11 protein-coding genes and 2 pseudogenes are annotated in these 12,743 nt (G+C 72.9%); 6 read left to right on the forward strand and 7 right to left on the reverse strand.

The genetic code is table 11. The features are described 5' to 3' along the window. Positions 1 to 1,003 precede the first annotated feature (1,003 nt). Complete coding sequence (locus ACQP04_RS28100) at positions 1,004 to 1,540, forward strand: MmpS family transport accessory protein (RefSeq protein ID WP_433503545.1); 537 nt, start codon at positions 1,004 to 1,006, stop codon at positions 1,538 to 1,540. Positions 1,541 to 2,014: 474 nt separating this feature from the next. Then, positions 2,015 to 2,305, forward strand: coding sequence for a hypothetical protein (locus ACQP04_RS28105; protein WP_433503546.1), 291 nt, complete (start codon positions 2,015 to 2,017; stop codon positions 2,303 to 2,305). A gap of 337 nt (positions 2,306 to 2,642) precedes the next feature. Here ACQP04_RS28105 and ACQP04_RS28110 read toward each other — a convergent pair whose 3' ends face one another. Both ACQP04_RS28110 and ACQP04_RS28115 read right to left on the reverse strand, forming a co-directional pair. Further along, positions 2,643 to 2,996, reverse strand: a complete 354-nt coding sequence (locus ACQP04_RS28110; protein ID WP_433503547.1) for a hypothetical protein — start codon at positions 2,994 to 2,996, stop codon at positions 2,643 to 2,645. A 20-nt stretch (positions 2,997 to 3,016) separates the two neighbouring features. After that, a complete protein-coding gene (locus ACQP04_RS28115) occupies positions 3,017 to 3,358 on the reverse strand; it encodes a hypothetical protein (RefSeq protein ID WP_433503548.1) in 342 nt (113 codons plus the stop codon). Positions 3,359 to 4,062: 704 nt separating this feature from the next. Here ACQP04_RS28115 and ACQP04_RS28120 point away from each other — a divergent pair. Next, positions 4,063 to 4,954, forward strand: a pseudogene (locus ACQP04_RS28120) (IS5 family transposase). A gap of 772 nt (positions 4,955 to 5,726) precedes the next feature. Beyond that, positions 5,727 to 6,056 carry a hypothetical protein gene (locus ACQP04_RS28125; RefSeq protein ID WP_433503549.1) on the forward strand — a complete coding sequence of 110 codons (330 nt, stop codon included), beginning with the start codon at positions 5,727 to 5,729 and terminating at the stop codon, positions 6,054 to 6,056. Positions 6,057 to 6,293: 237 nt separating this feature from the next. On the opposite strand, the gene ACQP04_RS28130 is transcribed toward ACQP04_RS28125, so the two are convergent. After that, the gene (locus ACQP04_RS28130) at positions 6,294 to 6,488 is read right to left on the reverse strand and encodes a hypothetical protein (protein ID WP_433503550.1); all 195 of its coding nucleotides are present in this window, start codon (positions 6,486 to 6,488) and stop codon (positions 6,294 to 6,296) included. 106 nt (positions 6,489 to 6,594) lie between these two features. On the opposite strand from ACQP04_RS28130, the pseudogene ACQP04_RS28135 reads away from it, so the two are divergent. After that, positions 6,595 to 6,672: pseudogene (locus ACQP04_RS28135) on the forward strand (hypothetical protein); the annotation flags it as partial. Positions 6,673 to 6,856: 184 nt separating this feature from the next. Here the strand turns inward: ACQP04_RS28135 and ACQP04_RS28140 are convergent. From ACQP04_RS28140 to ACQP04_RS28155, 4 genes are all read right to left on the reverse strand, one after another. Continuing rightward, complete coding sequence (locus tag ACQP04_RS28140; protein ID WP_433503551.1) at positions 6,857 to 7,069, reverse strand: hypothetical protein; 213 nt, start codon at positions 7,067 to 7,069, stop codon at positions 6,857 to 6,859. 181 nt (positions 7,070 to 7,250) lie between these two features. Continuing rightward, positions 7,251 to 7,787, reverse strand: coding sequence for a hypothetical protein (locus ACQP04_RS28145; protein ID WP_433503552.1), 537 nt, complete (start codon positions 7,785 to 7,787; stop codon positions 7,251 to 7,253). 50 nt (positions 7,788 to 7,837) lie between these two features. Beyond that, positions 7,838 to 7,978 (reverse strand): hypothetical protein, encoded by a 141-nt coding sequence (locus ACQP04_RS28150; protein ID WP_197040898.1) that lies wholly within the window; start codon positions 7,976 to 7,978, stop codon positions 7,838 to 7,840. A gap of 48 nt (positions 7,979 to 8,026) precedes the next feature. Continuing rightward, the gene (locus ACQP04_RS28155; protein ID WP_433503553.1) at positions 8,027 to 9,496 is read right to left on the reverse strand and encodes a protein adenylyltransferase SelO; all 1,470 of its coding nucleotides are present in this window, start codon (positions 9,494 to 9,496) and stop codon (positions 8,027 to 8,029) included. A 224-nt stretch (positions 9,497 to 9,720) separates the two neighbouring features. Here ACQP04_RS28155 and ACQP04_RS28160 point away from each other — a divergent pair, with 224 nt between their 5' ends. Further along, a complete protein-coding gene (locus tag ACQP04_RS28160; protein WP_433503554.1) occupies positions 9,721 to 12,648 on the forward strand; it encodes a BTAD domain-containing putative transcriptional regulator in 2,928 nt (975 codons plus the stop codon). The last annotated feature ends 95 nt before the right edge of the window (positions 12,649 to 12,743 follow it).

Here is a 12,743-nt window from a genome sequence, read left to right on the forward strand (position 1 = left end):
GGGTTTCCGGCGTCGTCACGCCGGCCTTTCCGCGCAGGATGGACGTCGCTTCGTGGATCTGCATGGGTCTCCCCCGCTCGACGTGCCCACCAAGATCCGCCACGGGGGAAGCGCGACGTGGACAGCATAGGAGGCCCCGGGGGCTGCCTCCCCCTCAATGACTGCCCCCGGGACCTAGCCGGGGATGGATAGGGCTGGCGGCTACGAAACGTGCCTCGGCCCTCGGGTCGGCAGGAGGGAACCCGGGCGGCCCGCCCTCTACCTTCCGCAAGCCGCAGCCTCATCTGAATGTCACGAGGGCGGGCCCGCCCGGCCCCTCAACGGTCGGGCCCGCCCTTCCGTGTAGACCCCGACAGCAGGCCAGGCAATACCGAACCCTCCGGATGGAGATGCATCCATTCTTCTCGTAACGGGCGCTTGACTCGCCAGTTGGTTAACAAACGACAACGTCGCGGATAGCTACTCCATGCGTAGTCCCGGTCCTGGCCCGCCCCTCACCGGGGCCGGGGCTGCGCCCCAAACACTGGCCGGCCGGCCACCCGGAATCATCCGGAGGTTGCGTGGTAGACACGGGATGACGGTCTGTGCCCGGGCCGTCACAGGGTGGTCGGCCCGTGCGTGGGCCCCTCCCCTCGGGCCGACCACCCCTCGAAGCGCACCTTGCCGGGCATCGCGGTAATTCTTTGACGCCAAACGCGAACCGGCCCCGGTGGTGTCATGGACCCGGGGCCGGCCGCGGGTCGCGTGATGACTCCGGCGCGGTGCGCGGCACACAACCCGCGGGGCGGATGCCCAGCGGCGCTCGCTCGAAACCCCAGTCGGGCAGGCCGCGCCGACGACGCCTAGTCGCCGATCTTGTCATCACATTTGATGATCGTCGCGTCTCGGGGTAATGGACGTCCGATTTGGGCGATGAACGGGCTGTGACCACCTCTTCACAGCCGCCTTACGGGCAGGGCGCCCGCAGCAGTACCCGCCTCAGTACGGGCAGCAGTACCAGTACATGCCGCAGCAGAACGGGCACCAGCAGGGCTACGGGCAGCAACCGCCGCCCTACCAGCCGCCCGCTCCCCAGCAGCAGGCGCCGCAGCCGAAGAGGAAGCGGAAGTGGCCATTCATCGTCGGCGGCATCATCGCGCTGATCGTCATCATCGCCGCCGTCAACGGCGGAGGCGGCAGCTCGACGAGCTCCACCCCGACCGGTGGAACCGCCGCCGCCCCTGCAGCTGACCAGCAGGCCCCCGCGGCTGAAGGGCACAAGGTCACCTACCAGGTGTCCGGGCCGGCGAAGGCCGGGAACGTGACCTACTCCAAGGAGGGCTTCCAGATGGAGCAGGTCTCCAGCGCGAAGCTGCCCTGGTCGAAGGACCTCACGTTCAAGGACGACGTCACCGCCTTCTCCGGGTTGTCGCTGGTTGCGCAGAACGGCGGTAGCAGCGGCGACATCACCTGCAAGATCCTCGTCGACGGCGAGGAAATCGCCTCCTCGACGTCATCCGGGGCCTACGCGGTGGTCACCTGCAACGGCTCCAACGCCTAGCAGCATCCAACCCCGGAGGCCTGGCGCCCCATCCCGCTGTCACGCGGGGTGGGGCGCTTCTGGGTTTACGCCGGTCAGGACGCGGGCTCGCAGGCCGGATCTCGTCCGCCTCGAGATGCAGCTCGAACTCAGCGAATTTAATCCGGTAGAACGGCGTGTCATGGCCAAGCCGCGCAATGCCGACGATCTCGCCGGGGCCGAACTTCTCCCGGTGCCCCAGGCCCGCAACCCAGTCGCCAACGGCGTACTTCGGAGAGGCCATCGTGTCGTCGTTCACGAGGCGAAGATCGGCGCCGGGCGGTCGTCGGTGCTGGGCGGCGGAACGTCGTGCTCCCACTCGTCCAGAGACTCCAGCACAGGGCGGCGCACGATCGCGGGCGAGCATCTCGGCCACCTCGACGAGGTCAGCGGCCATCTGCCCGGCCGGGTCCCGAAATCCCCCGCGCGTCACGCCCGACCGGTAACGCCAGTCACGTGGAGTCGATCAGTGGGCATGCCCCTGAACTTCCACATCGCGGGCCGGGCCCGTTCTCCTACAACCGCCGGCTCGGCCGCCGTAAGCGCCGCGGGAGCGGCGGTGGCAACGGTGGCGGGGGCGCGCTCGTGCTCGGGGTGATCATCGGCCTCGTCCTGCTCATGCTTGCGATCAAATACTGGTACGTGACCCTGCCGCTCGCCGCAGTCGGCGCGCTCCTGGCCTGGTACCACTTCGCGAACCTCGACCCCGAGGGCGACCCGGCCACCCCCGAGGACGAGACGCCCTGACCCGCGGCCCCAGTCACGTTCAGGGTGTCTCTCCCCGGGTAGACGCGGCTCGAGGGCATCGCGGCGACCCCCTCTCCCGCGGTGCCGAGGTGGCGCCCGGGTGAGTGCGCCCCGGGCGCCACTATCTCCTGAGGCACGCGCGTCGACTTGGTGCAGCGGTGAGTCGGCGGCGACGAGGCCGAACGCCGAACCGCCCCGGGCAGCGTGATTGAACCCGGGGCGGTCGAGGCCATGATGACTCCGGCGTAAGCGCGGCACGACCTGAGCGACACCGTCCCCGCGGGACAGCGCGCGAAACCCCGGGCCCAAACCGTGCCGCTCCAGCAGCGGCTGCTGATCAAGCAGGTCGCGACAAGTGTCCGAGCTGGAACCGGGCCACCACATCCTCCCGCTGCTCCCCCGACACCCGCCAGTACCGCCAACCCGCCTGACGGCGTCGATACGCCACCACCCCACCCTCGACCCGCCGCAGCGCTGCGGCCCGGTCCGCGATGAGCACAGCGGGATGCCAGATCCCTGGAGCCGCGCCGGCGAGCCCGGTCCGGACCGGTGAACCCGACACATGCACCGCACGGGCCTCGTCCACCAGCCCGACGAGCCGCTCCCGCTCCTGCTCGGTCAGCCACACCGCCGGGCCGGTCGACTCCAGCTGCTCCGGATCGACCTCGACGACCCGACGGCGCCGCTTCACGCCGCACCCCGCGGCCGCGATTACGTCCCCCTGGCCCCACCGCGGCGCTGCGGGCGCCGGAGCGCCTCGTCCTCATCCCCGGTCGGCAACCGCAGCGACGCCAACAACCTGGCCAGCACGATCCCCTGCTGTCGGGTCTCGACCAGCAGCGGATTCGCGACCTCGTCACCCTTGAAGTTCTTCACCGTCAACGGCGCGCCGGCCGACTCCATCGCGAGCCTGTCCAGCCGGTCCGCGACCCGGCAGGCCTCCAACAAAAGCAAATGCTCGTGCTCCTCGACATCATAATCCGCGGTAATTGACCGCCACAATTTCGAACCGGCCGCAGCCAGCCCGGCAGGCACAATTCCGGTGTCACCCACGGTTACCTCGCTTCTCGCGCGCACGCGCGTAGGGACTATTCAGCTGGTCAGGCAGCCGGAGGCGTAATGACGATCCGGTTTTGCCTGTTCAGGGCATGGGTGCCCCGCCACCCCTCCGGCGACGCTGTGTGACTGACCCCCAGCCGGCGCGGCTCGAGCTCGCGCTTTCCGTTCCGGCTGTCCGCAATTTCTTCTTGACGTGTCGCGGTCGTGTCGTCAATGCTTCGTGCAGCGATTCGTTCGCTTCTGCGTGTTCACGCTTTCTTCTGTGACTTCGTTGATGTCGAAGTCGTCTTCTCTTTGCTGGAGGTTGTGGTGTCTGGTGTCGTGGGTCGGGTGCTCGGGGTTGTGCTAGGTGCTGTGTTGCTGGTGGCGTGCGCCGGGGCTGCCCACTTGAACACTCCGGGTTCTGCTGGCCAGGTAACCGGCCAGGTCGTCGCCGCGGCTGCCCCAGTTCGCGCGGTCACCGACGCCGGCGCGGTGGTGCTCGACTGGGACCTGGGCGTCGACGGGGGTGTGTGGCAGGCCGCGCTCGACGCGGGGTTCCGCGGTGTCCCGACCGATGGGTGCGAGTGCTTGTACCTCCCGGGTGGCACCCCGCTGATGACGGGCTCCGGGCTCTGGGTGGCTGGCCTGTCCGCAGTGCCCATGGGCTAGGGCGTGTCCTGTAAGGCTCCTGAGCTGGTCTGATTGATCATGTTCCGGTGGTCGGTCGTGGCGAGCTGACAGACAAGGCATGGGAACGGATCGAGCCGCTGCTGCCCGCGGTGGCCGGGAACGGTCGCCGCTGGCGCGACCACCGCCAGGTGATCAACGCGATCCTGTGGAAGCTGCGTACCGGGGCGCCCTGGCGAGACCTGCCCGAACGCTACGGGCCCTGGAAGACCGCCCATGAGCGGCTTCGGCGGTGGACCGCAGACGGAACCTGGGACCGGATCCTCGACCAGGCCGTGACCAAGGACGACTCCCTCGGGGCGGTCGAGTGGACGATCAGCGTCGACTCCACCCATGTCCGGGCCCACCAGCATGCCGCCGGGGCCCGGAAAAAGGGGGCTGCACCAGCGCCTGGATCGAGGACCTCGCCGTCGACGGCGAAGCCCTCGGCCGATCCCGTGGCGGGCTGACCAGCAAGATCCACCTCGCCGTGGACGGCCGCGGGCTGCCGATGTCGGTCCTGCTCACCCCGGGCCAGGCCGGGGACAATCCCCAGCTACTGCCCCTGCTCGATGAGATCTCGGTGCGCCGCGACGGGCCCGGTCGACCGCGCAAGCGCCCGGACCGGGTCGTGGCGGACAAGGCCTACTCGCACCCGTCGACCCGCGCGGCGATGCGCCGCCGCGGAATCGGGTTCACCAGCCCCGAACGCGATGACCAGATCGCCCGCCGCCACGCCAAGGCCGCCGGGGCGGACGCCCACCCGCGTTCGACCCGATCATCTACGCCGGTCGCAACGTCGTCGAGCGGTGCTTCAACCGGCTCAAACAGTTCCGTGACCTGGCCACCCGCTATGCCAAGCGAGCTGCTTACTTCCGAGCCGAGATCACCATCGCCGCGGCCATCCTCTGGTTTCGGCAGGACTTACAGGACACGCCCTAGTCGGCCGACGCCGTGCCGAGCATCTGAGCGCCCTCAGCTCTCGAGCTGGAGGGTGGCCGAGACGTGCCGGACTGCGGGGCTGGAGTCGACGAGCCGCGGCCCGGATTCGATCGAGTACTTGTCGCCGTTCCACTGCACGCGGGACCAGGGTCCGAGGGGGGCGTCGCGGGCGGTGAGGCGGAACCCAGGCGGCGACGCCTCCCCCGGACTGCATGGAGCTCGAGACGGGGCTGACGAGGCAGCCGGTGACGACGATCCCGCTCTCGGACGGCCGTCGGATGGTGTTGCCGTAGGAGTCGGTGACGGTCTCCTCGGGGTAGACGGTGACGGTATGGGGGTCGGTGTCGAGGATGCGGGACATCGGTTGTTCCTCTCGTGGGCCGCTGGGTCGGTTGGGTGTGCGGAGGGCGCGCAGCCGGGCCTGCGGGACCCAGAGAGGTGTCGCGCCGTGAGTGGCCGGCTTGGTTCCGCCTGGGCCTGTCGCTCCCCGACGGGCTGGCGGTGGCTTTTGACGCGCCCTCCGCGCGAGGGACGCCGCCGGTCGCGACGTCGGAGGCGCAGGCTGTGACGCCCTGCTCCTTCGCGCTGCCCGGGGGCCGCCGAGGTTGTAGCCGTCCAGCACGATCCCGAAGGTGCTCGGCGCGCTGCTCGACCTCGCTGTGGCGGTTCTGGATCGCCTGCCCGGCGTCGGCCGGGATCTCATGCTCGAGGACAACTCGAACATCAAGGTCCGGACGGTCGCGCAGATTCCAGGCAGAGCAGGAGGCGCGTCGTGGCGAGCATTAAGCGCCGTCCTAACGGCTCCTGGCGTGCCCGCTACCGCGACGCCGATGGGCGGGAACACGCTCGGCATTTCCCGCGCAAGATCGACGCGCAGGCCTGGCTCGACGAGGTGACGGCGGCGGTCGTGACCGGCCGCTACGTCGACCCGCGAGCCGGGCGGGTTACCCTCGATGACTTCTACCGCGATTGGTCGGGTCGGCAGGTCTGGGTTCCGAGCACCGCGACCAGCTCGGCGCTCGCGCTCCGCGATTCTGGCCTCGGTCCGATGCCGATCGGCTCGATTCGGCGCTCTCACGTTGAGGGCTGGTCAAGGCGATGACCACCCGTGACCTGGCGGCCTCCACGATCGCGACGAGGTTCGGGTACTTCCGGGCCGCGCTCACTGCGGCTGTCCGGGACAAGGTGATCGCGGCCGACCCGTCCGAGGGGGTGGCCCTCCCGCGTCAGCGGCGGCGCGGTGACCATGACCATCCCGACGCCCGCGGAGGTGGGCCGGCTCATCGCAGCGGCCGAGCCGTGGTTCACGCCGGCTGTCGCGCTCGCGGCGTTCGCCGGCCTACGGCTGGGCGAGATCGGCGGGCTGCAGGTCGCGGACGTGGCGTTTCTCGCGCGGACCCTTGAGGTGCGCCGTCAGGTGCAGCGCGGTGGGGGTGGCGCCGCGGCCGTGGTCCCTCCGAAACACGGAAGTGAACGGACGGTCCACCTTCCGGACGCCCTCGTGACTCTGCTGGGCCAGCACGTCGGCGAGCATCACCCTGCTGCGGATCCGGAGCAGTGGGTCGTCTCCGAGTCCGGCCGCACGCTGACCCCCGGACGCCGCGCGGCACGCCTGGGACGACACGAGGGAGGCGGCCGGCGTGACCGAGTACCGCCTTCACGATCTCCGCCACTTCTTTGCGTCCGGGCTGATCGCGTCGGGTTGCGATGTCGTCACCGTGCAGCGGGCGTTGGGGCACGCAAGTCCGTCGATCACGCTCGACTGCTACAGCCACCTCTGGCCCAGCGCCGAGGATCGGGCGCGGAGCGCAGCGGCTGATCTGATGGCTGCGGCGTTGGCGCCTGCGGACTCTGCGCGGACTCGTGAAGGACAGCAGGCGCGATGCCCTGCGACATTATCGGTCACGCGATGTGCCACGAGAACTCGGCGGGCGTCTGGGTGGTGCCGGGGATCAACAGCACCGGCTCGCGGTCCGCGTCCTCGAGGTCGCCGATGCAGCTCAGGCTCTGCGCCAGCGCCTGCTCCGGGACCTGCAGGGCCGGCCCGTCCTCCTCCGCCGACGCGGTCGCCGCGGACGCGCCGAGCCCGACCGTCACCCCGGCGAGGACCGCCACCCCCGGACCAGCGCCGCCCGAACCCCTGCTGTCCGGACTCCTGTTGCCCGGGCTCCTGCCGCACGCGCGATGTTGCGCATCCCGTACCCCTTCACCGCCCGGCCGATCAGCTGATCAACGAGCGGGCGGAGGGCCCGGATGCTCCCCGGCCGGGTGGTCCGCGGGCACGGGGAGGGCGGGCTCAGTCGCTGCGCAGGGCCAGGCCCACCCACACGAACAGTGCCGCGTCGGACAGCACGCCCGAGATCACGCCGATCACGGCGGGCCCGGCACCGGCGAACCCGGCGACGGCGCCCGCCACCCCGAGCGCGGTGACGACGGCCCCGAGCCCGGTGAAGAGGCGCAGGTGCCAGACGCGGGCGAGTGCGAAGAAGTGCACACCCACCACGAAGGCGACCCACGCGACCGCGAACCGGGGCACCTGCAGCACGGCGTCGATCACGGCGAGGCCGGCCGCCAGCGCCACGACCTCGGCCGCCACGACCGCGGCGTAGCGCCGGTCGAAGCCGCCGCGACCGGTCGCCGCCGCACCGTCGGCCCCGGCCCGCCGCAGCTGCCGGACGGTGCCGACCACCAGCACCACCGCCACCACCACGACCCGCAGCGCCAACCGCGGGCCGGGCGCCAGCTCCCCGGTGTTGGCCAGGACGAACACGACCCCGAAGACGAGCGCGATAGTCGAGCCGATGAAGCGTCCGGTGCGGGGGTCCACGGCCATGCGGTGGATCTTCCAGCCCGGAACCGTGGCCCGCTCGGCCGGGCGCGGCCTCAGCGGCGGCGGAAGCGGGTCAGCATGCTGCGGGCGCGCTCACGGTTGCGAGGGTCGGCGGCCATGCGGCGGCCCTGGTCGGTGAGCCGGCGGCCGTTGGGGCTCTGGAGGAATCGCTTGACTCGTTCGACGATCGGCATGCCCCCGGGTACCCCGGGGCCCGCCGATCCACGCATACGGGGCGAACCTCACGTACCGCAGAACGTGCGGAAGGAGCCGAAGCTCGGCGGGGCCGGGAGGGCGTAGGCCTCCAGCCCGGGGCGCTCCTCGAACGGGCGGGCGAGCACCTCGAGCAGCCGGTCCCACGGCCCGCGGTCACCGGCGACGGCGGCGGTGAGCGCCTCGTCGACCAAGTGGTTGCGCGGGACGTAGATCGGGTTGACCCGGTCCATCGCCTCCGCGGTCTCGCGCCCCGCGCGCGCCGGCAGCTGCGCGCGCCACCGCTCCGCCCACGCGTCGACACCCTCCCCGACCAGCGCCCGCACCGGCTCCGCGTCGCCGGCCGCGGCCCGCGCCAGCGCCCGGAAGAACGAGGTGAAGTCGACCTTCCGCTCCTGCAGCAGGGCGAGCAGGTCGTCGACGAGCGCGGAGTCCTCCCCCACACCGTCGGCCAGCCCGAGCTTCGCCTGCATCCCCGCCCGCCAGTGCCGGTCGTAGCGGTCGCCGAAGGAGAGCAGCACCTCGGTGGCGGCCTTGATCGCGGCGTCGGTGTCCTCGTCGAGCAGCGGGAGCAGCGCCTCGGCGAACCGGGCGAGGTTCCACTGCGCGACCGCGGGCTGGTTGCCGTAGGCGTAGCGGCCGCCGTGGTCGATCGAGCTGAACACCGTGGCGGGGTCGTAGGCGTCCATGAACGCGCAGGGGCCGTAGTCGATGGTCTCGCCAGAGATCGTCATGTTGTCGGTGTTCATCACGCCGTGCACGAACCCGACGAGCATCCAGCGCGCGAGCAGCTCCGCCTGCGCCTCGACCACGCTCGTGTAGAGCGCGAGGTAGGGGTTGTCCGCCCCGGCCGCGGCGGGGTGGTGGCGGGCGATCGCGTGGTCGGCGAGGCGGCGCAGCAGGTCGGTGTTCCGGGTCGCCGCCGCGAACTGGAAGGTGCCGACCCGGATGTGGCTCGCCGCGACCCTGGTCAGCACCGCGCCGGGCTCCATCCGGTCCCGCACGACCTGCTCCCCGGTCCCGACGACGGCGAGCGCGCGCGTGGTGGGGATGCCCAGCGCGTACATGGCCTCGCCGATCACGTACTCGCGCAGCATCGGCCCGAGCGGCGCCTTGCCGTCGCCCCCGCGTGCGAACGGCGTGCGCCCCGAACCCTTGAGGTGCAGGTCGCGGCGCTGTCCGCGGGTGTCGAGCACCTCGCCGAGCAGCAGCGCGCGCCCGTCGCCGAGGCGCGGCACGTACCCGCCGAACTGGTGGCCGGCGTAGGCCATCGCCACCGACGCGGCGCCGTCGGGCAGCGCGTTCCCGGCCAGGACCGCGACGCCCTCGGGCGTCCGCAGCGCCTCGACGTCGACGCCCAGCTCGGCGGCGAGATCGTCGTTGAGCACGACGAGGGAGGGCTCCGGGGCCGGCGCGGCCTCCCACGGCACGCACAGCTCGCCCAGGTCGCGGACGTAGGAGTTGTCGAACGTGAACAACGACCCGAGCGCGAGACTCATGGGACCGAGGCTAACCCCGGCTCCGCCCGGGCGCCGGTCGCGGCCGGCAGGATGCGGCGCGTGATCCCCGAGCCCCGGCCGCGGGCGTTCCTCCGGCGTCGCCTGTGCAGCTCCGGCATGGTCGCTGAGGCGAACCTTCATTACAGCCCGTGCCCGGCTGTAACGTCTCCGCCGACACGGCCGAGTCCCCGGCTGCGCCAGGGGGTGCAGCAGGAGGCGACGGGGTGCAGAGCGACGGGCGCGGAGCGGCCGAGCTGCGGTTCCGCGATCTGGGGCCGCTCGAGGTGGACCGTGGGGGTGAACCGGTGCCGCTGGGCGGCGCCCGGCTGACGGCGGCGCTGTCCTTGCTGCTGGTCCATGCGGGCCGGCACGTGAGCGCCGATGCCCTGACCGAGGCCATGTGGGGCGCCGAGTCCCGCCCCCGGTCGCCGTCGACCCTCGACTCGCACGTCTGGCGGCTGCGCAAGGCCCTGGAGCCGCAGCGGAACCGGGGCGCGCCCTCGCAGGTGCTGCGCCACGAGGCGACCGGCTACCGGCTGCTGGCCGAGCCCGCGACGGTCGACTCGCTGCGCTTCGAGCAGCTCACCTCCGACGCCGCGGACCTCCTCGCGGGCGGCCGCCCCGACGAGGCCCGCGACCGCGCCGAGCAGGCGATGGCGCTGTGGCGCGGGCGTCCGTACCCGACCGTGGCCGACGCGTCGTGGGCGGCCGCCGCGGTGGCCCGCCTGGAGGAGGTGCGCGGGCAGCTCCGGGAGCTTCTCGCCGAGGCGCTGCTCGGGACCGGCTCGCCGCAGCGCGCGCTGCTCGAGCTCGAACCGGCCGTCGCGGAGACCCCGCTGCGCGAGCGCCTGTGGACCTTGCGCATGCTCGCCCAGCACCGGCTCGGCCGCGCCGACGAGGCACTGCGCACCTACCGGCAGGTCCGCGAGCTGTTCCTCGAGGAGCTGGGCCTGGAGCCCGGCGCCGAGCTGCGCGAGCTGCACCGGCGGATCCTGGCCGAGGACCCGACGCTGGTCGGACCGTCGGCCCCGGCCGCGGCCCCGGCTCCGGCGCAGGAGCGGGAGCCGGAGCCCGCGCCGCCGGCCCACGAGATCCACCTCCCCCACCGCCCCTCCACCCTGGTCGGCCGCACGGACGAGCTGGCCGCCCTCACCGGGCTCGTCACCGAGGTCCCGGTGCTGTCCCTGGTGGGAGCGGCCGGGTGCGGGAAGACCCGCCTCGCGGTCGAGATCGCGCGCGAGGCCGCGCCGCGGATCCCGGGCGGGGTGTGGTTCGTCGACCTCACCGCTGCCGCGGACGCCGACGACGTCCTGTCCGCGATCTCGTCGGCGCTCGGGTACGCCCCCGAGGAGACCGAGCGCCCGCGCGAGGCCCTCGCCGGCTTCCTGCGCGCCCGGCCGATGCTGCTGCTCCTCGACAACTGCGAGCACGTCCTCGACCCGGTCGCCGACCTCGTCGACGAGTGGTTCCTCGCCCCGGCCGAGCTCACCGTGCTCGCGACCAGCCGCGAACCGCTCGAGGTCGACGGCGAGCGGGTCCACCTGCTCGGGCCGCTCCCCCTGCCCGACGACGACCGGGAGGTCACCGACTCCCCCGCCGTCGCGCTGCTGCTCGACCGGTTGGCGGCGGCGGGTGCGGACCCCGACGACATGGGTCTGCTCACGCACGCGGTGCGGATCGCCGCCGCCGTCGACGGGGTGCCGCTGGCCCTGGAGCTGGCGGCGGCGCGGGCCCGGGCGTTCAGCCTGGAGGAGATCGCCCACCAGGTCACGGCCGACCCGAGCTCGCTGGCCCGCGTCGGGCGCGGCAGCGACCACCACCGCACGGTGCGGGCGGCGATCGAGCAGAGCTACGCCCTCCTGCCGCCGGACGAGGCCGCCGTGCACCGGGGCGTCGCGGTGCTGCCGGGCCCCTTCACGGTCGCCGCCGCGCGGGCCGTGACCGGCGAGGACGGCGCAGACGGCGCCCACATCGCCGACACCGCGGACACCGTCGCCCGGCTGGTGCACCGCTCCCTGCTCGTGCCGCTGGGCCCGGCCCGCCCCGGCGGCCCGTCGCGGTTCACGCAGCTGGCCACGATCCGCGGGCACGCCGGGCACGCCGCCCGGGCGGCCGGCGAGCTCGCGGACCTGCGGGAACGCCGCGACCGCTGGACCGCGGACCTCGTCGGGGCGAAGCCGCCGCTCGGGCACGCCGAGGAGGCGACCTGGTTCGACGCACTCGACGACGACCTGCCCGCCCTCCGCGCGACGCTGCAGCACCGCCTCGTCGACGCCCCCTCCGCCGAGGGCGTCGCCATGACCGCCCGGCTCGGCACCTACTGGTACTTCCGCAGCAAGGCGATCGAGGGCCGGGCCTGGGCGGAGCGCGCCCTCGCCCACGAGGAGGGGGCCGACCGGCTCTCCGCCGCGCTGGTGCGGCTCACCCTCGCCCACCACCTCGCCTCGGGCGGGCGGACCGATCTCGCCGACCCCCACGTCGAGCGGGCGGCCGACTTCCTCGACGGCGGACCGGACGGGACCGGGTCGCCGATCGTCGCCGAGGTGTACACCCTGCTCGCCCACTCGCTGTTCGTGGCCGGCGCGCTCGACCGCGGACGGCAGGCGTCGCAACGGGTGGCCGCGGCCGCGGCGGACGGCGACCCGGAGCTGCGGCTGCTGGCCGATCTCTGCGTGGTCATGGACCGGAGCTCGGTCGGGACTATCGACGGCGACGCGTTGACCGAGCTGCACGACCGGGCGCGGGAGGCGGGGAACCGGCACGTCGCGCTGGTCGTGTCCGGGGTCGCGGTGCTCGCCGCCATCCGCGGCGGCGACCTGGCGGCGGGCCTGGCCTGGTCCGACCGCATGATCACGCACCGGCTGGTGCTGGGCGTGTCCGACGGTCCGGTCGCCCTGGAGCTGCGGGCCACCCTCGCGGCCCTGGCCGGCGAGCCGCTCACCGCCGTCCGGCTCTATGCGGCGGCTCGCACCCAGGCCCTGCGCAACGGCCTGCGCTGGCCCGTGGTCCCGAGCACGCCCGACCTGCTCGACCGCGCGACGGGTGCGTTGACAGACTCCGAGGTGCTCCGGGCGCATGCCGAGGGCGAGCGGCTCACGCTCGCCGACGTCGTCACCGACCTCGGGGTCGCGGAGTCCGCCGCGGCCTCCTGAGCGGCGCCCCGCCCGTCAGCACCGCACGTCGCTCCGCGGCCAGGACGCCACCCGCCTGCGCTCGGCCGCCGCGCCCGACGGCGCCCGCCTGCCCT

The organism is Pseudonocardia halophobica (genome assembly GCF_050948485.1).
Lineage (GTDB): Bacteria > Actinomycetota > Actinomycetes > Mycobacteriales > Pseudonocardiaceae > Pseudonocardia > Pseudonocardia halophobica.